This is a genomic window from Cellulosimicrobium composti (assembly GCF_010287905.1).
Taxonomy (GTDB): Bacteria; Actinomycetota; Actinomycetes; order Actinomycetales; family Cellulomonadaceae; genus Cellulosimicrobium; species Cellulosimicrobium composti.
This window is the reverse complement of the sequence record NZ_JAAFAN010000017.1, coordinates 43,515-64,112: the sequence shown is the minus strand read 5'-3', so window position 1 is coordinate 64,112 and position 20,598 is coordinate 43,515. Positions and strand designations below refer to the sequence as shown.

Genomic DNA, 20,598 nt, shown 5'->3' with positions numbered 1-20,598 from the left:
CCGCCGGTGGTGGGGGGGGGGGGGGGGGGGGCCGGCGCGTTTGGCGGGCGGGGCGCCGGCGGGGCGGGCGGGCGGGGGGACCCCGTAGGGGGCGGGGGGGGCCACAGCGCCTCCGGGGCGGGGCGGGGCGCCAGCATACTGACGCCCCGACCAGCGACGGGACCCGGTCCGCCGGTCGTCGGAGGACTACGCCTCGACGACGACCGGGACGATCATCGGACGACGGCGCAGGCGGTTCGACACCCACCGGCCGATGACGCGGCGCATGACCTGCTGGAGCTGGTGCGTGTCCGTCGCACCGCCCGCGATCGCGTCCTCGAGGGCCTGGACCACCTCGGGCCGGATGTCCTCGAACACCGTGTCGTCCTCGGCGAACCCGCGCGCCAGGATCTGCGGCCCGGCGAGGACCTTGCCCGTCGCGGAGTCGACGACGGCGAACACCGAGACGAAGCCCTCCTCGCCGAGGATCCGCCGGTCCTTGAGCTCGGCGTCGGTGAGCTCGCCGACGCTCGACCCGTCGACGTACACGTACCCGCACGGCACGGCGCCCACGACGGACGCCTTGCCGTCGACGAGGTCGACGACGACGCCGTCCTCGGCGAGCACGACGCGGTCGGCGGGCACGCCCGTGCGGACCGCGAGCGCCCCGTTGGCGACGAGGTGGCGGACCTCGCCGTGCACGGGCATGACGTTCTTGGGCTTGAGCACGTTGTAGCAGTAGAGGAGCTCGCCCGCGCTCGCGTGCCCGGACACGTGCACCTTGGCGTTGCCGCCGTGCACGACGCGCGCGCCGAGGCGCGTGAGGCCGTTGATGATGCGGAACACGGCGTTCTCGTTGCCCGGGATGAGCGACGACGCGAGGATCACGGTGTCGCCGTGGCCGACCTGGACCTTGTGGTCGCCGTTCGCCATGCGCGACAGCGCCGCCATGGGCTCGCCCTGGGACCCGGTGCACATGAGGACGATCTCGTCGTCGCGCAGCGAGTCGACCTTCTTGAGGTCGATGAGCACGCCCTCGGGCACGTGGAGGTAGCCGAGCTCGGCCGCGATCGTCATGTTGCGGACCATCGAGCGCCCGACGAGCGCGACGCGGCGCCCGTGGTGGTGCGCGGCGTTCAGCACCTGCTGGACGCGGTGCACGTGTGACGAGAAGGACGCGACGATGATGCGCTTCTCGGACGCGGCGAACACGTTGTCCAGCACCGGGCCGATCTCGACCTCGGGCGTGACGAAGCCGGGCACCTCGGCGTTGGTCGAGTCGACCATGAACAGGTCGACGCCCTGCTCGCCGAGGCGCGCGAAGGCGCGCAGGTCGGTGATGCGTCCGTCGAGCGGGAGCTGGTCCATCTTGAAGTCGCCCGTGTGCAGCACGGTCCCGGCGCCGGTCGTCACCGCGACCGCGAGCGCGTCCGGGATCGAGTGGTTCACGGCGACGAACTCGCAGCGGAACACGCCGAGCTGCTCGACCTGGCCCTCCTTGACCGCGAGGGTCACGGGCGAGATGCGGTGCTCCTTGAGCTTCGCCTCGACGAACGCGAGCGTGAGCTGCGACCCGACGAGCGGGATGTCGCGGCGCAGACGCAGCAGGTACGGCACCGCGCCGATGTGGTCCTCGTGGCCGTGGGTGAGGACGATGGCCTCGATGTCGTCGAGCCGGTCCGCGATGTAGTCGAAGTCCGGGAGGATGAGGTCGACGCCGGGCTGGTTGTCCTCGGGGAAGAGGACGCCGCAGTCGATGACGAGCAGTCGTCCGTCGTACTCCAGGACGGCCATGTTGCGGCCGACCTCGCCGAGCCCGCCGAGGGCGACGACGCGCAGCCCTCCGGCGGGGAGCTCGGGAGGCAGGGAGAGTTCGGGGTGGGGATGGCTCACGGGGCCTCCTGTCGTGGCTGAGCCGGGGTTTCGAGGGCTCCTGCCCTCGCTAGTTCGTGGTCGCGGCGGCCGCGGCCGCCGGGGTGCCCGCGCGCCCGAGCACGCCCGCGGCGGCGAGGGCGTCGCGCACGAGCGCGACCTCCTCCTCGCTCGCGGCGACGTTCGGCAGGCGCAGCGCGCGGTTGTCGGTGACGCCGAGCAGCTCGACGGCGGCCTTGGCCATCACGGCCTGGAAGCCCGTGCCGTTGAGCGCGTCGATGACGGGCGTCGTGGCGAGGAAGACGTCGAGGGCGCCCGCGTGGTCGCCCGCGTCGAAGCGGCGCACGACCTCGGCGAACGGCCCGGCGACCGCGTGCGCGGCGACCGACACGATGCCCGCGGCGCCGTGCGCGAGGAACGGCAGCAGCAGGCCGTCGTCGCCGCTGTAGAACGCGAGACCGGTCGACGCCGCGAGCTTCGCGGCGGCGTACACGTCGCCCGTCGCGTCCTTGCTCGCGACGACGCGCTCGTGCTCCGCCAGCCGGCCGTACGTCGCGGGCGCGATCCGCACGCCGGTACGCCCGGGGACGTCGTAGAGCATGACGGGCAGGTCCGCGGCGTCGGCGATCGCGACGACGTGGCGATACACGCCCTCCTGGCTGGGGCGCGAGTAGTACGGCGCGACGACGAGCAGCCCGTCCGCGCCGACCTCGGCCGCCTGCTCGGCCATGCGCACCGCGTGGTCCGTGTCGTTCGACCCGGCGCCGGCGACGACCGCCGCGCGGTCGCCGACCGCCTCGACCACGACGCGCACGAGGTCCTGCTTCTCCGGCGCGTGCGTCGTGGGCGACTCGCCCGTCGTGCCGCTGAGCACGAGGCCGTCGTTCCCGTCGTCCACCAGACGCTTCGCGAGCCGGGCCGCCGCGGCGAGGTCGACGGCGCCGTCCGGCGTCATCGGGGTGACCATGGCCGTGAGGACGGCACCGAACGGGCGCGCAGGGGTGGCGGGAAGGACCATGTGCACAAACTACCGTGCGGCGCGGGCGCGCACCGCGCCCGTCCGCGCCCGGCGGACGCGCACCGCCGGGCGGGAGCCGACGGCCGAGGGCCGCCCGCGTGCGCCCTCGCGACCCGCAGGGCGATACTCGGAGCATGTCCCGCCCCGCCTCGACGTCGAGCCTCTCCCCCGCGCTCGTCGCGCACGTCCCCACCGGCCTGCTGATCGACGGGCACTGGGGTCCGGCCGAGGGCGGCGGGACGTTCGAGGTCGAGGACCCGGCGACGGAGGAGTCCCTGTTCGACGTCGCCGACGCGAGCCCCGCCGACGCGCTGCGCGCGCTCGACGCCGCGCACCGGGCCGCGCCCGCGTGGCGCGCGACGCCCCCGCGCGAGCGGGGAGAGGTGCTGCGCGCCGTCTACGACCGGGTCGTCGCGCGCGCCGACGACGTGGCCGCGCTCATCACGGCCGAGTGCGGCAAGCCGCGCGCGGAGGCGCGGGCCGAGGTCCTGTACGGCGCCGACTTCCTGCGCTGGTACGCCGAGCAGGCCGTGCGGGCGGAGGGGCTCGCCCGGACCGCGCCGGCCGGCGGGAACCGCCAGCTCGTCTTCCGCCGGCCCGTGGGCCCGGCGCTGCTCGTCACGCCGTGGAACTTCCCCATCGCGATGGCGACCCGCAAGATCGCCCCGGCGCTCGCGGCCGGCTGCACGGTCGTGGTCAAGCCCGCGCGCCTCACGCCGCTCACGACGGCGCTCGTGGCCGAGGTGATCCGGTCCGAGCTCGCGGAGCGCGGCCTGCCGACGGGTGTCGTCAACGTCCTGCCCTCGTCGCGCGCCGCGGACGTCACCGAGCCGCTCCTGGCCGACGAGCGTCTGCGCAAGCTGTCGTTCACGGGCTCGACGGCCGTCGGGCGCACGCTGCTCGAGAAGGCCGCGCCGCAGGTGCTGCGCACGTCGATGGAGCTCGGCGGGAACGCACCGTTCCTCGTGTTCGCCGACGCGGACCTCGACGCCGCGGTCGAGGGCGCGCTCGTCGCGAAGCTCCGCAACGCGGGCCAGTCGTGCGTCGCGGCGAACCGCTTCCTCGTGCACGACGCCGTCGCGCGCGAGTTCGCGCAGCGCCTCGCGACCGCGTTCGAGGGCCTGCGGGTGGGTCCCGGCGCGCAGGAGGGGACGCAGGTGGGACCGCTCGTCGAGGCCAAGGCCGTCGACAAGGTCGCGGAGCTCGTCGACGCGGCGTCCGACGGCGGTGCGCAGGTCCTCACGGGCGCGGACCGGCCACGCTCCCCCGGCCACTTCTACGCCCCGACCGTGCTGTCCGGAGTCGACCCCGACGCGCGCGTCGTCACCGAGGAGATCTTCGGGCCCGTCGCCCCGGTCGTCGCGTTCGGCGACGACGACGAGGGCCTCGCGCTCGCGAACGCGACCGAGTACGGGCTCGCCGCGTACGCGTACACGGCGTCGCTGGACCGCGCCGTGCGCGTCGCGGAGGAGGTCGAGGCGGGCATGATCGGGATCAACCGCGGCATGGTGTCGGACGCGAGCGCCCCGTTCGGCGGGGTGAAGCAGTCCGGCCTCGGCCGCGAGGGCGGCGAGGCGGGTCTCGAGGAGTACCTCGAGACGGTGTACGTCGCGCTCTGAGCACCGACGCGGCGTTGTAGCCTGGCGCTCCCCCGCCACCGACTCCCGGAGAGCCCACGCCCGTGCCCTCGACGCCCGTGCTGACCACCAGCCCGACCGCCCCCGCCCCCAGCGCCCGCGTCACGACGGTCGGGTACCTGATCTTCGCGTCCCGGTGGCTCCAGGCACCGCTCTACTTCGGCCTCATCGTCGCGCAGGTCGTCTACGTGTGGCAGTTCCTCAAGGAGCTGTGGCACCTCATCGTCGGCGGGTTCACGGGCGAGCACGTCACCGAGGACCCCCGCACCCACGAGATGGTGACGCACACGTTCGGCGCCGAGGAGATCATGCTCGCCGTCCTCGGCCTCGTGGACGTGGTCATGATTTCCAACCTCCTCATCATGGTCATCGTCGGCGGCTACGAGACCTTCGTGTCGCGCATCCGGCTCGACGGCCACCCGGACCAGCCCGAGTGGCTGAGCCACGTCAACGCGAACGTGCTCAAGACCAAGCTCGCGATGTCGATCATCGGGATCTCCTCGATCCACCTGCTGCGCACGTTCATCGACAGCGCGAGCTACACCCCGACGCAGATGATGTGGCAGACCTTCATCCACCTCGCGTTCGTGGTGTCCGCGCTCGCGCTCGCGCTCATCGACCGCATGTCCCTCACGGCGCACCAGCGCGCCGCGAACGCCGCCGCGGCGGGCGAGGGGCCCGCCGACCCGCACGCATGACCCGGCCCGACGACGTCCCGCGCCCCGGGGCCGACGCCGCGCCCGACCGCGACCGGGCGCTCGACGCCGAGGTGGACGACGTCGTCGAGACGGCCGTCGAGGACGAGGTCCGCGCCGCCGTCCGCCAGGCGGTGTCGGTGTCCGTCGCGACCGGCCTGTACGGGGTGTCGTTCGGCGCGCTGTCCGTCGTCGCCGGCCTCGACGTGGCGCAGACCATGGCGCTGAGCCTCCTGATGTTCTCCGGAGGGTCGCAGTTCGCGCTCATCGGCGTGGTCGGGGCGGGCGGGGCGGCCGGCGCCGCCGTCGCGACCGCGGGGTTCCTCGGCGTGCGCAACGCGCTGTACGGCGCGCAGCTCGGGCCGCTGCTCGCGCTGCGCTCGTGGCACAAGGTGCTCGCGGCCCAGTTCACGATCGACGAGTCGACCGCCGTCGCGACCGCCCAGCGCTCGCGCCGCGCGGTCCGCGCCGGGTTCTGGTGGACGGGCGTCGGGATCTTCGTGCTGTGGAACGCCATGACGCTCGTCGGGGCGCTCGCGGGCGACGCCCTCGGCGACCCGCGCGCGTGGGGTCTCGACGCGGCCGCCGCGGCGGCGTTCCTCGGTCTCCTGTGGCCGCGGCTCGCGGCCCGCGCCATGCAGCTCACGGCCGCGGCCGCGGTGGTCGTCGCAGCCGTGCTCGTGCCCCTCGCCCCCGGCGGCGTGCCGGTGCTCGCCGCGGCCGGCGTCGCGATCGTCGTCGGTCAGGTGGACGCCCGCCGCCGCCGTCCGGCGCCCGGGCCACGGCCGGGGGCGGACCCGGGAGAGGAGAGGTCATGACCACGGCGACCGTGTGGGTCGTGGTGCTCGCCGCGTCGGCGGTGTGCTTCGCGCTCAAGCTCGCGGGGCACCTCGTGCCCGAGCACTGGCTCGCCGACGAGCGCGTGGCGCGCACCGCCGCCCTCGTCACCGCGGCGCTCCTCGCCGCGCTCGTCACGGTGCAGACGGTCGGCGACGGCCAGGCGCTCGTGGTGGACGCCCGCCTGCCCGCGGTCGGCGTGGCCGCCGTGGCGCTCGCGCTGCGCGCGCCGTTCATCGTGGTGGTCGTGCTCGCCGCGGTCACCGCCGCGGGCCTGCGCGCCCTCGGCTGGGGCTGAGCACGACCCGTCCCCGGGGCCGGACGGTCGCCGCGGTCTCGTAGGGTGAACCCGTGAACCTGTTCCGCGAGACGGCCGACGTCTCCGTCCGCCCTGCCGTGCCCGGCGACGACGTCGCGATGACCGCGATCCAGGTCGGGGCGTGGCGCGCGTCGCACGCCGAGGTCCTGGGCGAGGACGTGCTCGACGCGCTCGACACCGTCCGGATGCGCGAGCAGTGGGCCGCGGCGATCTCGTCGCCCCCGGGCCCGGGCTTCGCCGTGCTCGTCGCGTGCGCGGGCGCCGACGTGGTCGGGTTCGCCGCCGTCTCCCCCGGGCAGGTCCTCGCGCTCGAGGTCGAGCCGCGCCACCAGCGCGGCGGGCACGGCTCGCGGCTGCTGTCCGCCGCGGTCGACCGGCTGCGGCGCGACGGCGCGCACGAGGTCGTCACCTGGGTGCTCGACGGCGACGCCGCGCGCGAGGCGTTCCTCGCCGGCGCCGGCCTCGGCCCCGACGGGCGCACCCGCACGCTCGCGACCGGCCTCCGCGACGTCGTCGAGCGCCGCTGGGTCGCCGAGATCTGAGCACGACGGCCGTCACACGCCCGTGACACGGCCGTGACCCGCGCGGCCCCCTGACCTGCGAGGATCGTCCGCCATGGGCATCCTCACCGACTACTTCGCCGCCCCCGACGACGCGCGCGCGGCGGTCGCCGCGCACACGGGCCCGAGCGCACCCGACCCCCTGACGGCTCAGCCCGGCTTCGCGACCGTGGAGCGCACGGGCATCGACCCGTTCGTCGTGCTGGGCAGCCTCGCGAGCCTGCTCACCGGCCGCCCCTACCGCGAGGTGACCGCCGACGCGCGCCACGGCTCGCTCGTCGCGTCGGTGGGCGACGAGGGACCATGGGTCGTCTCCGTGACGGACACGCTCGTCGGCGCGCTCGCGGGGTCGACGCCCGCCGCGCTCGAGCAGGTGGCCGTGCGGTGGTCCGCGACCGAGGAACTCGCCGGGTCCGACCCCGCGGCGCTCGCCCAGGCCCTGCACCGGCTCGCCGCGCTGTGCGTGCGCGCGGACGACGCGGGCCACCAGGTGTACTGCTGGACGAGCCTGTGAGCCCGGCGCGGACCGGCCGTCAGCCCCGGCGCCGCGCGCGGTAGAGGGCCGCGGCCTTGCGCAGCGCCTCGCGCGCGCGCCGCCGGTCGCGCGCCGCGTCGTACGCGAACGCGAGGTGGTACCAGGCCTCCCAGCTCTGCGGGTCGGCGTCGACGGCGTCGCGGTAGCGGCCGAACGCCGCGTCGGCGGCCTCGCGGTCGATGCGGCCGCCCGGCGAGCGCGGCAGGTCGTCGACGGGGAGACGGCCGCGGGCCGCGAGGTCGTCCGCCATGCGCTGCACGGTCCCGGCCAGGAGGAACTCGCGGCCCACGAGCCCGACGACGAGCAGGGGCAGCACGAGCACGCCCGCGCCGATCGCCATGGCGACCGGCTCCCCCGTGCCGACGAGCGCGGCGGCGCGCCCGGCGACCTGCCAGACGTACAGCGCGAGCAGGAGCGTGACGAGGACGGCGCCGACGATCGCCTTCCACGGCCGGCCGGCCCGCGCGCGCCCGACCGGGCGCTCGGGGTCGCCGTCGTGCGGGGCGCCCTCCGGGGTGCTCACGCGAGGTCCAGCACGTTCTCGAGACCGACGGTCAGCCCCGGGCGCGCGGAGACCTCGCGCACCGCGAGCAGGACGCCCGGCATGAACGAGACGCGGTCGAACGAGTCCTGGCGGATGACGAGCTGCTCCCCGGCGTTGCCGAAGAGGATCTCCTCGTGCGCGACGAGCCCGCGCAGTCGCACGGCGTGCACGCGCACGCCGTCGACGTCCGCCCCGCGCGCCTCCCAGCCCGACTCGGTCGCGTCCGGGCTCGGGCCGAGGCCCGCGTCCGCGCGCGCGGCCGCGATCGCGGCGGCGGTGTGCCGGGCCGTGCCCGACGGCGCGTCGACCTTGTCCGGGTGGTGGAGCTCGACGACCTCGGCGGACTCGAAGTACCGGGCGGCCTTCGCGGCGAACGTCATCGCGAGCACCGCGGACAGCCCGAAGTTCGGCGCGATGAGCACGCCGAGCGACGGCCCGCCGTCGGCGGCGACGCGCGCGAGGTGCTCGACGACCCGGCCGCGGCTCTCGTCCGTCCAGCCGGTCGTGCCGACGACGGCGTGCACCCCGGCGTCGATCAGCGCGTGCACGTTCGCCTCGGTCGCGGACGGGACGGTGAAGTCGACGGCGACCTGCGCGCCGCGCAGCGTCTGCGGGGTCACCTCGTCGCCCGCGTCGAGGCGCGCGACGAGCTCGAGGTCCGCGGCGCCCTCCACGGCGGCGCAGACCGTCGCCCCCATGCGGCCCGCGGCGCCGAGCACGGCGACGCGCAGCGGTCCGCCCGGGCCCCCGCCCGTGGCGGTCTCGTCGGTCGGGGACGCGGTCGTGTTCTGCTCGCTCACGCCCGTCACCCTATCGCCGCGCGGCGGTCGCCCGTGGGGGGCGTCCGCCGTCGCAGACGGAGGACGAGACGGCGGCCGGGTCGGCACGCGACGACCAGGCGCACGCAGGACGCGGGGCGCGAGGCGCAGCACGACGGCGGCCGCCCGCCCCCTGGCGGCCGGCCGCCGTCGACGGAGTGTGCGCGAGGCCGGGCTCAGTCGCCGAACGGTCCCACGCGCACCACGGAGCGCGGACGCGAGGCGAGCTCGCCCGCGAGCTTGCGGACGTCGTCGGCCGTGACCGACCGGATCGCGTCGAGCGACTCCTCGACGCTCAGCAGCTCGCCGTACACGAGCTCGGCCTTGCCGAGCCGGCTCATGCGCGAGCCGGAGTCCTCGAGGCCGAGGACCATGCCGCCCGAGAGCTGGCCGATGCTGCGGTCGAGCTCGGCACCGGTGATGCCGTCGTCCGCGAGGCGGTCGAGCTCGGCGTGGAGCAGCGCCGTGACCTCGTCGACCTTCGACGGCGCGCACCCGGCGTAGAGGCCGAAGGTGCCGATGCCGCCGTGGCCGGACGCGAAGGAGTACGTCGAGTACGCGAGGCCGCGCCGCTCCCGGATCTCCTGGAAGAGGCGCGAGCTCATGCCGCCGCCCAGCACCGCGCTGAGCACGGAGAGCGTGAAGCGGCGGTCGTCCGTCGCGGACAGGCCCGTGCCGCCCACGACGACGTTCGCCTGCTCGACGGCCCGGTGGACCGACAGCTCGACACCCGTCGCCCCGACGCCCGCGAGCGCGGGGTCGTGCGGGTCGCGGCGCGCACGCGGCGCGGCGGCCGCGTCGAGCGACCAGCCCCCGTCGCGCAGCGCCTGCTCGACCTGGGCGACGAGCGTGTCGTGGTCCACGCCGCCCGCCGCCGCGACGACGAGCGTCTCGGGGCGGTAGTGCCAGCGGTAGTGCTCCCACACCGCGTCACGCGGGACGGCGTTGATCGTGTCGGGCGTGCCGCCGATGGGCCGGCCGAGCGGGTGGCCGCCGAGGACGGCTGCCGCGAACTCCTCGTGTACGACGTCCGACGGGTCGTCGTCGTTCATCGCGAGCTCTTCGAGGATCACGCCGCGCTCGGTCTCGAGCTCGTCGGGGTCGAGGCGCGCGGACGTCACCATGTCGGTGATGACGTCGACCGCCATCGGCAGGTCGGCGTCGAGCACGCGCGCGTAGTAGCACGTGTGCTCCTTGCCCGTCGCGGCGTTGGCCTCGCCGCCCACGGCGTCGAACGCCTCGGCGATGTCCATCGCCGAGCGGCGCTCGGTGCCCTTGAAGAGCAGGTGCTCGAGGAAGTGGGTCGAGCCGAAGTGGCCGTCGGTCTCGTCGCGCGAGCCGACGCCGACCCACGCGCCCATCGTCGCCGAGCGCAGGCCCGGCATGGACTCGGTGAGCACGCGGACCCCGCCGGGCAGGACGGAGCGACGGATCGTCGCGCCGTCCTGCCCGGCGGTCAGCTCGGCCCCGGCGTCACCCGCCGGGACGAGCGGGAGGTCCCAGGGCACGTCAGGCGTCCGCGCCCTCGGTCGCGGGAGCGTCGGCCGGAGCCTCCTCCTCGACCACGGCGTGGAGCGAGAGCTTGCCGCGCGGGTCGATCTCGCCGATCTCGACCTGGACCTTCTGGCCGATGGACAGCACGTCCTCGACGTTCTCGACGCGCTTGCCGCCCACGAGCTTGCGGATCTGGCTGATGTGCAGCAGACCGTCCTTGCCCGGGGAGAGCGAGATGAACGCGCCGAACGACGTCGTCTTGACGACCGTGCCGACGAAGCGCTCGCCGATCTCCGGGACGTGCGGGTTGGCGATCGCGTTGATCGCCGCGCGGGCGGCCTCGGCCGACGGGCCGTCGGTGGCGCCGATGTAGACGGTGCCGTCGTCCTCGATGGAGATGTCCGCGCCCGTCTCCTCCTGGATCTGGTTGATCATCTTGCCCTTGGGGCCGATGACCTCGCCGATCTTGTCGACCGGCACCTTCACGGAGATGACGCGCGGGGCGTTCGGGGACATCTCGTCGGGCACGTCGATGGCCTCGGCGAGGACGTCGAGGATCGTCAGGCGCGCGTCACGCGCCTGCGTCAGCGCACCGGCGAGCACCGAGGCGGGGATGCCGTCGAGCTTCGTGTCGAGCTGGATGGCCGTGACGAACTCGCGCGTGCCGGCGACCTTGAAGTCCATGTCGCCGAACGCGTCCTCGGCACCGAGGATGTCGGTGAGCGCCGCGTAGCGGGTCTCGCCGTCCACCGTGTCGGAGATGAGGCCCATCGCGATGCCCGCGACGGGGGCGCGCAGCGGCACGCCCGCGTTGAGCAGCGAGAGCGTCGAGGCGCACACGGAGCCCATGGACGTCGAGCCGTTGGAGCCGAGCGCCTCGGACACCTGACGGATCGCGTACGGGAACTCCTCGCGGCTCGGGAGCACCGGCACGAGCGCACGCTCGGCGAGCGCGCCGTGGCCGATCTCGCGACGCTTCGGGCTGCCCACGCGGCCGGTCTCGCCGGTCGAGTAGGGCGGGAAGTTGTAGTTGTGCATGTAGCGCTTGCGCGTCTCCGGACCGAGCGAGTCGATCTGCTGCTCCATGCGGAGCATGTTCAGCGTGGTGACGCCCAGGATCTGGGTCTCGCCGCGCTCGAACAGCGCGGAGCCGTGGACGCGCGGCAGGACCTCGACCTCGGCCGAGAGGGTGCGGATGTCCGCGAGCCCACGACCGTCGATGCGCACGCCCTCGGTGAGCACGCGCTGGCGCACGAGCTTCTTCTGCAGCGCGCGGTACGCGGCGGAGAGCTCCTTCTCGCGGCCGTCGAACCCGGCCTGGAGCTTGCCCACCATCTCGTTCTTGATCTCGTCGAGGCGGTTCTCGCGGTCCTGCTTGTCCGCGATCGCGAGCGCGTCGCGCAGGTCCGTCGTGACCTCGGCCTCGACGGCCGCGTACGCGTCGTCCTGGTAGTCGAGGAAGACGGGGAACTCCTTGACCGGCTTCGCGGCCTGGGCCGCGAGGGCCGACTGCGCGTCGCACAGCGCCTTGATGAAGGGCTTGGCCGCCTCGATGCCCTCGGCGACGACCTCCTCCGTCGGCGCGGCCACGCCCTCGTCCTTGACGAGGCCCCAGGCGCCGTCGGTGGCCTCGGCCTCGATCATCGCGATCGCGACGTCGTCGCCGACGACACGGCCGGCCACGACCATGTCGAAGACCGCGCGCTCCTTGTCGGAGTACTTGGGGAACGCGACCCACTGGCCGTCGACGAGCGCGATGCGCACCGCGCCGACCGGGCCGGAGAACGGCAGGCCGGAGATCTGCGTGGACAGCGACGCCGCGTTGATCGCGAGCGTGTCGTACGCGTCGTCCGGGTGCAGCGCGAGGACGGTCACGACGACCTGGACCTCGTTGCGCAGGCCCTTGACGAACAGCGGGCGCAGCGGGCGGTCGATGAGGCGGCACGCGAGGATCGCGTCCGTCGAGGGGCGACCCTCGCGGCGGAAGAACGAGCCGGGGATGCGGCCCGCGGCGTACATGCGCTCCTCGACGTCCACCGTGAGGGGGAAGAAGTCGAACTGCTCCTTGGGGTGCTTGCCGGCCGTGGTGGCCGACAGGAGCATGGTCTCGTCGTCGAGGTAGGCGGCGACGGAGCCGGCGGCCTGACGGGCGAGGCGCCCGGTCTCGAACCGGACGGTGCGGGTGCCGAAGCGACCGTTGTCGATCGTGGCCTCGGCGAACTGGATCTCGGGACCCTCCACGGGTGCCCTCCCTTTCTCGAAGCGCCGCCCGGGTAGCCCTGTCGAGGGTTCCGGTCCGTGCCCCGGCGCGTGGCGCGGGGGCTCCGGTCGCACTCGACGCTCGGCGGTCTTCGATCGAGGTCCACGGCGGTTCCCGTGCGCTCCGTCCGGGGACGGGGCCGAGGGGTCCGTGAGCCACTACCGAGGACCGAACGAGAGGCCGGCGGCGCGGTGGGTGGTGTGCGGCTGGGTGGTGCTCAGCCGGGGTGTGACGGGTACATCACACCAGACCAGCCCGGTCCCCGCAGGGACCGGGCTGGCGGTGTCGTGTCAGCGACGCAGACCGAGGCGCTCGATGAGGCTGCGGTAGCGGTTGATGTCGACCTTCTGCAGGTAGCCGAGCAGGCGACGGCGCTGGCCGACGAGGAGGAGCAGACCACGACGGCTGTGGTGGTCGTGCTTGTGCTCCTTGAGGTGCTCGGTGAGGTCCTTGATGCGCTGCGTGAGGAGCGCGATCTGCACCTCGGGCGAACCGGTGTCGCCCTCGCTCGTCGCGTACTCGGTCATGATGCGCTGCTTCGTGGCAGTGTCGAGCGGCACGGTTCTCCTTCGGGTTCGTTGCGCGGTGCGCCGGGACGGATCTCCCGGGGCTCTCTCTGTCCGCGGCCGGTCAGACGGCGCACCCATCCTAGCAGCGCGCGGGCTCGCTCCCCGCATCGGCCCGCACGCCGCGGTCCGCCCCGCCGCCCGCGAGGAGCCGGGCGGCGGAGCGGACCCGAGGGCTCAGGCCCCGTCGTGGCCCGCCGGCCGGCCGTCGACGGTGCGGAACGTCGTCCCGTCGTCGAGGACGAGCACACCCGCGAAGCGCAGCAGGTCCACGAGGGTCGTGATCATCCGTCCGTCCTCGAAGCGCACACCGCTCGCCGGCGTCCATCCCGTCGCGCTGCGCAGGTACGACGTCTCGTCCTCGCGCAGGAGGTAGACGAACGTCTCGCACACGACACGGCTGCCGACCTCACCGAGGAACGCGCCGTTGCCCTGGACCTCCGCCTCGCGCAGGACGTAGTACCACAGCGGGGTGCCGGCCCCTCCCGTCGCCTCGTCGAGCATGGCGAGGGCGGCCCCGACGGCCGCGTCCTCCCCGGCCAGCTCCGCGCGCGAGAGAGGCGTCAGCCCGAGCTCCTCCGCGACGGCCTCGCCCGTGGGCAGCGCGAGCGCGTACCCGCGCAGGAGGTTGCGGCGCGCCAGGTGCTTCAGGAGCCTGACCACCGCGTCCCCCGGCGGGTCGAGCTCGGGGTCCGGGCTCTCGTTGGGCAGGTCGTCGAGCCCGCTCGCGAGGAACGGGTCGATCCTGTGCGCCTTGCGCAGCGCGGCCGGGTCGCCCTTGTCGACGAAGCGCGCCCAGTCGATCGGCCAGTTCGACGGGATGAACTCGCGCGCGCCGCCCCCCTTGGACGTGAACCGGAAGAGGTCGCCCAGGCTCGCGAGCCGGGTCGGGTCGAACTGCCCGGCGTCGTCCAGACCGTCGAAGTTGAGGTTGTAGTCGTACCCGGCGCGCACCATCGAGTGGCCGAACCGGAACGCCGCCACCGCGAACTCGAGCGGCATGGAGACGCGCCGGCGCGGGCGGTACAGCAGGGCGTGCTCGACCAGCACCGCGTCGAGGACGCCCGGCTTGGTGAGCGTGCGCAGGTAGTCGTGCAGCACCAGCCACTGGTAGTGGAAGCGCACGAGCTCCTGCGCACGGTCGAACACGGCCTGCTCGTCGACGGCGAGCCAGGGCTCGACCCGCTTGACCCAGTCGACGACGGCGTTGTGGAACCGGATCATCGCCGTGTGGAGCTGCGCCACGACGAGGTTCTCGTCGTTGCGCCCGTCCGGGATCAGCGGGCTGCCGACCTTGTGCTGCTCCGTCGCGGGGTCCTCGAGGTCCTGCTCCTGGATGCGGGGCAGGTCGCGCTGCGCGTCGTCACCGGGCGGCACGAGCGCGAAGGGGCCGATCGGGTCCGTCGACACGCGTCCGAGCGCCAGCTTCGCCGAGTGCGGGACGTACGCGGCCTCGCTCCGCGTGGGCAGCGCGTCCGCGGGCGGACGGTCCAGCTGCGGCCCGGACCCGTAGAGGCTGTCGAGGTTGAGCGCCGGGTGCCGCCCGTTGTGCAGGCTCGCCACCACGACGTCGGGTGCGAAGACCCGGAAGGGCGAGTCCACGATGTCTCCGAGCACCTGGTCCCCGGGCGTCGGTTCCTCCTGGGGACCCGGCGGCTTGTCGCGGCCGTTCGTGTTGAGCGTGATGTCGTGGTCGATGAACTGGCCCCAGTAGGTGTAGACGGCGGGTGCGGAGGAGTCGAACCCCACCGGGGTGGGTTCGGCCATCGCCGTCCCGAGCGCCTCGAGAGCCGCCTTGACGGCGTCGATCGTGGCCTGGTCCCCCGACGGGAGGTGGCGTGCGGGGAACGCGGCCCGCAGGTCGCGGAACAGGTAGTCGAACGGCGTCGTGGCGTCGAAGCGTCCGGTCTCGACGTCGGCGCGCACCGCCGCCTCGGTCCCGGGCAGGAACGGCGCCACGGACAGCCGCGGGTCGCCGTCGGACTCCGCGTGCGCGACCGTCGGGACGAAGACGTGACCGTGGCCGACTGCTCGGACGGTGCGGCCCACGGGGTCCTGGGCCAGGTCCTCGGGACCCGCGGGGGGCGGGCCGGCAGGGTGGGACGTGTCGGTCGGGTGAGCCACCATGGCTCTGCCTCTCTGTGGGAGGTCGTGCGGCCCGCGCGCGGGCCGCCGAGCGCCCCGCCGGCGGCTCGCGCTCGCGCAGGGGCGTGTGCGACCGCGCCCCCCTGGACTGCGGCCCGGGGATCGCGCGGCCGCGACGGACGCCGTGCACGACGGCGCCGCTCACCCGGAGGGAGGGCGCGGCACCCGGGCCCGTGACAGGCGACCGGCGCGTACGCGCGCGGGTGCGGGTCGACGCGCGCGCGGGCGGCGGGGTCAGCGCGCGCGGCGCACGTGCGTGGCGACCGCGAGCGCCACGGCGGCGGCGAGCGCCTGGGCGAGGACGGCGGCCCAGCCCGCGGTGCCCACGAGCAGGGCGACCCCGAGCGGGACGGCGCCGAGGACCGCGAGGTCGGGCCCCTTGCGCAGCACGGCGGCGGCGCCCGTGGGCAGGCCGCCCGCGGGCGTCGCGAGCAGCGGGCCGCCCCAGTCCGGGGGCTCGCGGTAAGCGCTGCGCACCGCGGCCCCGCCCTGCACGACGGCGGCGAGCGCGGCCAGGGCGGCCCACCGCGCGTCCCCCGTCGCGACGACGAGCGGCGCGGCCCCCGCGAGGAGGCACACGGCGGCCGTGAGGGTGGGCACGACCGCGCGCGCGAGCCGGGTCCGGCGCGCGCCGAGCGGGACGAGGGCGTCGACGACGGGCGCCATCTCCGCGGTGCGCGCGCCCTCGGCCCCGAGCACGGCGGCGCCGAGGCCGGCCACGACCAGCACACCGAGGAGCCCGAGCCCGGAGCCGAGGCCGGGGACCTGCTGCGCGACGACGGTCAGCGCGCCGAGGCCGACGAGCTGCGCGAGCGCGGAGGGGCTGCGGCGGAGGAGCACCAGGTCGGCCGCGACGACGGCGCCGAACGGGCCCCGCACGGCCCCGAACCGCCGCGGCCGCCGGACGCGCACCCGGGCTGCGCCCGCCCGGCGCAGGGCGCGGCCGAGGTCGCGCGTGTCGACCGAGAGCACGGCGCCGCCCACCTGGTCCGCGACCGCGCTCTGCGCGCGCAGGACGGTCGCGCCGAGCGACTCCAGCCCCCGCCACCAGCGCAGCACGAGGACCGCGGCGACCGCGAGGAGCCCGACCGCGACGAGCGGGGGCGCGGCGAGCGCGGGCAGCCCGGGGCGTCCGGCGGCGACGAGCGCGAGGCCCGCCACCGGCACGGCCGCGACGGCGACGTCGCTCGCCCGCGCGAGCACGGCCGCGCCGCGGGGCGACGGCTGCGCGAGCCCCGCGACCGTGACCAGCAGGAGGCCGAGCGTGCCGCCCGTGAGCACGGCCCGCAGCGACGGGCCGGCGTCGAGACCGGCGGCGACCGCGACGACCGCGGTCCCGACCGCGCCGACGACGCCGCCGAGCAGCACCGCCCGGACGAACGACGGCACGACGAGCCCGCGCCGGTCCGCCGGCGTGGGCACCCACCAGCGCACGCCCGCGCTGCCCGCGCCCACCGGCCCGAGCCGCACGGCCGTCCCCGCGAGGAACGCGAGCAGCGCGGCCGTCCCGAGCGCCTGGACCCCGCCCGGCCCGAGCACCTGCCCCGAGCCGGTCGCGGCCCCGGCGTCGAGCGACGAGCGCAGCATCGTCGCGATCCCGACCACCCAGACCGTGGCGAGCGCGACGGACACGACCGCGTACGCGACGTCGACGACGATCTCCCCCGGTCCGGCGTCGGCGCGCGCCGCCGCGGCGCGCGCGGTCAGGCGCCGCAGCTCGCGGCCGGTGAGCAGCTCGTCGGGGTCGGTCCGCGGCGCGTGCACCGCGGCGCCCGGACCGTCGTCGCGGCCCGCGCGTCGTGTCGACCCGGGAGCTCCGTCGGGGCGGCGCGCGTCGGCCACCGTCAGCGCACCGCCAGGAGCGCGTCGTGCGCGTCCGCCGGGTCCAGCGCGACGCACGCGTCCTCGCCGACGAGCAGACCGCGCGCGCCGGTCCGGGCGACGAGGTCGGGGTCGTGCGTCGCGAGGACCACCGCGACGCCGTCCCGGGCGTCGTCGACGAGCAGGCCCGCGAGCCGCTCGCGCATCCCCGGGTCGAGGCGCTGCTCGGGCTCGTCGAGCACGAGCAGCTCGCGCGGGCGCGCGAACCCCGACGCGAGGAGGAAGCGGCGGCGCTGGCCCGACGAGAGCGCCGACGGCAGCGCGCCCGCCTGGTCGGCGATCCCGAACCGGTCGAGGAGGGCGTCGACGACGGCGCCCGCCCGGGCCACGCCGTGCCCGCGCGCGACGAGCACGAGGTGCTCGCGCACGGTGAGCGCGGGGAAGAACGCGTCGTCGTCGAGCACGCCCGCGACGCGCGCGCGGAAGTCCCGCTCGCGCTCGTCGACGTCGCGCCCGAACGCTCGCACGACGCCGCCGAGCGGCGCCTGCAGGCCGAGGACCGTGCGCAGGAGCGTCGACTTGCCGCTGCCGTTCGCCCCGATGACGACCACGAGGTCGCCGGGCGCCACCGTGAGGTCGACGGGCGCGCAGACCGCGACGTCCGCGTAGCCGACGCGCAGACCGCGCGCCTCGAGGACGGGAGCCGAGGACGGCACCGTCAGGCCTCGGTCGCGGGCCCCGTGGACCCCGCGTCCGCGGCGAGGATCTCGCGGGCGCGCGCGACGTCGTCGTGCATCTGGGCGACGAGGGGCTCGATCCCGTCGAAGCGCAGCGTGGGGCGCAGCCGCTCGACGAGCTCCAGGACGACGTCCTCGTCGTAGAGGTCGAGGTCCGCGCGGTCGAGCACGTAGGCCTCGACGCGGCGCTCCACCCCGTCGAACGTCGGGTTGGTCCCGATCGAGATCGCGGCCGGGAGCCGCACGTCCGGGTGCCCGGGGTCGGCGCTCGCGAGCTGGGGCCGCTCGAGCCAGCCCGCGTACACGCCGTCGGCGGGAACCATGCCGCTGATCGCGCCGAGGTTCGCCGTGGGGAAGCCGAGCTCGCGGCCGCGCGCGTCGCCGTGCACGACCGTGCCGCGCACGCGGTGCGCCCGCCCGAGGATGCGCGCGGCCTCGCGCACGTCGCCCGCCGCGAGCAGCGCGCGCACGCCCGTGGAGGACCACCGCACCTGCGAGTCACCGGGAGTCGCCTCGTCGGTGACGGGCACCCCCTGGTGCTGGCCGACGTCGTCGATCGCCACGACGTCGAAGCCGTGGCGCGCGCCGAGCTCGACCATCGTCGCCATGGTGCCCGCGTTGTCGCGCCCGAACCGGACGTCGTGCCCGACGACGACGGCCCCGGCGTGCAGCCCGTCGACGAGGTAGGTGCGCACGAACTCCTCGGGGGTCTGGCGCGCGAAGTCGAGCGTGTACTCGACGAGCAGGACGGCGTCGAGACCCGTCCCCGCGAGCAGCTCGACCCGGTCGGCGATGCCCGTGATGAGCTCGGGCGCGCTCTCGGGGCGGTGCACGACGGCCGGGTGCGGGTGGAACGTCACCGCCACGGCGCGCGCGTCGCGCTCGCGGGCGAGGTCGACGATCCGACCGAGCACCTGGGCGTGGCCGCGGTGGACGCCGTCGAAGTTGCCGATCGTCACGACCGACGGGCCGAAACCCGGGGGAACCTGGCTGAGGTCCGTCCACAGGTGCACGCGAGAACTCCTCAGGTGAGCGGGTGGCCGGCGACGTGCGGCCCGGGCGGGCCGACCGCGCCGCCGGAGGTCGGGCGGGCCGCCGGGGAGACGTCGGCACCGCGCTGGACAAGACTGCCACGCCCGGCGCCCGGCGCCGAACCGGAGGGTCAGGCGGGGGCGAGCACGAGCACGGGTCGCGCGAGGCCCGCGCCGCCGCGGCGGGTGTCCTCGACGAGCGCGACGAGCTCGCCCGCCGGGGAGATCGCCGCCGTCGTCCCGGGCGCCCCCGTCGCGGGGACCCACTGCCCGTACGACAGCGCCGTCGCCTCCGGCGCGGTGAGCTCGCGCACGGGGAACGTCGCGCGCGCGGCGTCGGCGAGGGGCAGCGTCGCGAGGACGCCGTCCCGGTCCGCCTGCGCCTCGAGGTCCTCGAGCGTCGAGGCGACGTCGAGCCCGTAGCCGCCCACGCGCGTGCGGCGCAGCGCCGTGAGGTGCCCGCCGACCCCGAGGGCGTCGCCGAGGTCGCGCGCGAGGGCGCGCACGTACGTGCCCGAGGACACGGTCACGGCGACGTCCACGTCGAGCGCGGGTGGCGCGTCGTCGGGCAGACCGGCCTCGCCCGGCGCCACGGGACGCACGTCGAGGACGTCGAAGCGCGAGACGACGGCGGGCCGCGCGGCGAGCGCGACGTCCTCGCCCGCGCGGGCCCGGGCGTAGGCGCGCTTCCCGTCGACCTTGATCGCGCTCACCGTGCTCGGCACCTGGAGGATCTCTCCCGTGAGGTCGGCGACCGCGCGGTCGAGGTCGGCGCGCGCGACGCCGGACGCGTCGGCCGCGGCGACGAGCTCGCCCTCGGCGTCGTCGGTCGTCGTGGCGGCGCCGAGCCGGATCGTCGCGTCGTAGTCCTTGTCCGCGCCGACGACGTACGTGAGGAGCTTCGTCGCGCGGCCGACGCCGAGCACGAGCACGCCCGTGGCCATCGGGTCGAGCGTGCCGGCGTGGCCGACCTTGCGCGTGCCCGCGAGGCGTCGGGCGCGCCCCACGACGTCGTGGCTCGTCCACCCGCCCGGCTTGTCGACGACGACCAGGCCGTCGGGCGCGGTCGGCCGACGCGGGGCACGGTCGCGCGGGCCCTCGGTACGCGCGCTCATCGGGCCTCCCCCGCCGCCGCGCGGCCGGGACCGTCCGACGGGTCGACCGTGCACCGCACGAGCACCGCGAGCACCGGGTCGTCGTCCGCGTGGGCCGGGGCCTGGACGGCGAACAGCGTGTTGAGCAGCATGCCGCGCGCCACGAAGTCCCGCGCCTCCTCGTCGCTCGCCCCGGCGCGCGTGCGGTACAGGTCGAACGCGCGGGCCAGCACCTCGCGCGCCCGGGTGCCGAGCACCGGGTCGGAGCCGAGCACGAACCCGTGCATGAGGACGCGGAGCTGGTCCGGGTCGGCGATGAGCCGCGTGTACGCCTCGCCCATCGCCGACTTCGCGCCGGGGCCGGGCGGGACGGCCTCGAACCGCGCGACGATCTCGCTCGCGACGCGGTCGAACACCTCGCGGAACAGCTCCTCCTTGGTCCCGAACAGCCGCACGACGTACGGCTGGGACACCTGCGCCGCGCGCGCGACCTGGTCGGTGCTCGTGCCCGCGTAGCCGCCCCGGGCGAACACCGCGGTCGCCGCGTCGAGGATCTGCTCGCGGCGCTCGTCGCGCGTCATGCGCCGGGCCGGTGCGTCGGAGGTCATGGTTGACAGGTTATCAGTCGATAACTAG

The 20,598-nt window shown here is 75.5% G+C and carries 19 protein-coding genes; 6 read left to right on the top strand and 13 right to left on the bottom strand.

Annotation, left to right across the window (positions count from 1 at the left end):
* Positions 1-186: 186 nt before the first annotated feature.
* Together GYH36_RS07200 and dapA are read right to left on the bottom strand one after the other, a co-directional pair.
* On the bottom strand, positions 187-1,872 hold the full coding sequence (locus GYH36_RS07200; protein WP_024840570.1) for a ribonuclease J: 1,686 nt from the start codon (positions 1,870-1,872) through the stop codon (positions 187-189).
* Between the two features lie 49 nt (positions 1,873-1,921).
* Positions 1,922-2,869 carry a 4-hydroxy-tetrahydrodipicolinate synthase gene (gene dapA / locus GYH36_RS07195; RefSeq protein ID WP_024840569.1) on the bottom strand — a complete coding sequence of 316 codons (948 nt, stop codon included), beginning with the start codon at positions 2,867-2,869 and terminating at the stop codon, positions 1,922-1,924.
* A 134-nt stretch (positions 2,870-3,003) separates the two neighbouring features.
* On the opposite strand from dapA, the gene GYH36_RS07190 reads away from it, so the two are divergent.
* The 6 genes from GYH36_RS07190 to GYH36_RS07165 all read left to right on the top strand — a co-directional run bounded on the left by GYH36_RS07190 (position 3,004) and on the right by GYH36_RS07165 (position 7,431).
* A complete protein-coding gene (locus GYH36_RS07190) occupies positions 3,004-4,488 on the top strand; it encodes an NAD-dependent succinate-semialdehyde dehydrogenase (protein ID WP_024840568.1) in 1,485 nt (494 codons plus the stop codon).
* A gap of 62 nt (positions 4,489-4,550) precedes the next feature.
* A complete protein-coding gene (locus tag GYH36_RS07185) occupies positions 4,551-5,204 on the top strand; it encodes a TIGR00645 family protein (protein WP_024840567.1) in 654 nt (217 codons plus the stop codon).
* The gene (locus GYH36_RS07180; RefSeq protein ID WP_024840566.1) at positions 5,201-6,019 is read left to right on the top strand and encodes an AzlC family ABC transporter permease; all 819 of its coding nucleotides are present in this window, start codon (positions 5,201-5,203) and stop codon (positions 6,017-6,019) included. Before GYH36_RS07185 ends, GYH36_RS07180 begins: the two co-directional genes overlap by 4 nt.
* The gene (locus GYH36_RS07175; RefSeq protein WP_024840565.1) at positions 6,016-6,336 is read left to right on the top strand and encodes an AzlD domain-containing protein; all 321 of its coding nucleotides are present in this window, start codon (positions 6,016-6,018) and stop codon (positions 6,334-6,336) included. The genes GYH36_RS07180 and GYH36_RS07175 overlap by 4 nt, the downstream gene beginning before the upstream one ends.
* 53 nt (positions 6,337-6,389) lie before the next feature.
* A complete protein-coding gene (locus tag GYH36_RS07170; RefSeq protein ID WP_162289497.1) occupies positions 6,390-6,899 on the top strand; it encodes a GNAT family N-acetyltransferase in 510 nt (169 codons plus the stop codon).
* Between the two features lie 73 nt (positions 6,900-6,972).
* On the top strand, positions 6,973-7,431 hold the full coding sequence (locus tag GYH36_RS07165; protein ID WP_162289496.1) for a hypothetical protein: 459 nt from the start codon (positions 6,973-6,975) through the stop codon (positions 7,429-7,431).
* Positions 7,432-7,450: 19 nt separating this feature from the next.
* Here the strand turns inward: GYH36_RS07165 and GYH36_RS07160 are convergent, their stop codons facing one another.
* The 11 genes from GYH36_RS07160 to GYH36_RS07110 form a co-directional block, all read right to left on the bottom strand.
* A complete protein-coding gene (locus GYH36_RS07160) occupies positions 7,451-7,975 on the bottom strand; it encodes a hypothetical protein (protein WP_376739810.1) in 525 nt (174 codons plus the stop codon).
* Positions 7,972-8,715 (bottom strand): 4-hydroxy-tetrahydrodipicolinate reductase, encoded by a 744-nt coding sequence (gene dapB, locus GYH36_RS07155; protein WP_162289499.1) that lies wholly within the window; start codon positions 8,713-8,715, stop codon positions 7,972-7,974. Before dapB ends, GYH36_RS07160 begins: the two co-directional genes overlap by 4 nt.
* 275 nt (positions 8,716-8,990) lie before the next feature.
* Positions 8,991-10,322 carry a M16 family metallopeptidase gene (locus GYH36_RS07150; RefSeq protein ID WP_162289495.1) on the bottom strand — a complete coding sequence of 444 codons (1,332 nt, stop codon included), beginning with the start codon at positions 10,320-10,322 and terminating at the stop codon, positions 8,991-8,993.
* 1 nt (position 10,323) lies between these two features.
* Positions 10,324-12,549 carry a polyribonucleotide nucleotidyltransferase gene (locus GYH36_RS07145; protein WP_115942378.1) on the bottom strand — a complete coding sequence of 742 codons (2,226 nt, stop codon included), beginning with the start codon at positions 12,547-12,549 and terminating at the stop codon, positions 10,324-10,326.
* Positions 12,550-12,858: 309 nt separating this feature from the next.
* Positions 12,859-13,128, bottom strand: a complete 270-nt coding sequence (gene rpsO / locus GYH36_RS07140; protein ID WP_024840558.1) for a 30S ribosomal protein S15 — start codon at positions 13,126-13,128, stop codon at positions 12,859-12,861.
* A gap of 183 nt (positions 13,129-13,311) precedes the next feature.
* Positions 13,312-15,261 (bottom strand): peroxidase family protein, encoded by a 1,950-nt coding sequence (locus GYH36_RS07135; protein WP_162289494.1) that lies wholly within the window; start codon positions 15,259-15,261, stop codon positions 13,312-13,314.
* A gap of 252 nt (positions 15,262-15,513) precedes the next feature.
* Positions 15,514-17,043, bottom strand: coding sequence for a DUF6297 family protein (locus GYH36_RS07130; RefSeq protein WP_162289493.1), 1,530 nt, complete (start codon positions 17,041-17,043; stop codon positions 15,514-15,516).
* Between the two features lie 80 nt (positions 17,044-17,123).
* Entirely contained in the window at positions 17,124-17,816 is a 693-nt protein-coding gene (locus tag GYH36_RS07125; RefSeq protein ID WP_162289492.1) for an ABC transporter ATP-binding protein, read from the bottom strand.
* 2 nt (positions 17,817-17,818) lie between these two features.
* Positions 17,819-18,850, bottom strand: a complete 1,032-nt coding sequence (locus GYH36_RS07120; RefSeq protein ID WP_024840554.1) for a bifunctional riboflavin kinase/FAD synthetase — start codon at positions 18,848-18,850, stop codon at positions 17,819-17,821.
* A gap of 149 nt (positions 18,851-18,999) precedes the next feature.
* Complete coding sequence (gene truB / locus GYH36_RS07115) at positions 19,000-19,983, bottom strand: tRNA pseudouridine(55) synthase TruB (RefSeq protein WP_162289491.1); 984 nt, start codon at positions 19,981-19,983, stop codon at positions 19,000-19,002.
* Positions 19,980-20,570, bottom strand: coding sequence for a TetR/AcrR family transcriptional regulator (locus tag GYH36_RS07110; RefSeq protein ID WP_225873321.1), 591 nt, complete (start codon positions 20,568-20,570; stop codon positions 19,980-19,982). Before GYH36_RS07110 ends, truB begins: the two co-directional genes overlap by 4 nt.
* Positions 20,571-20,598: the final 28 nt, after the last annotated feature.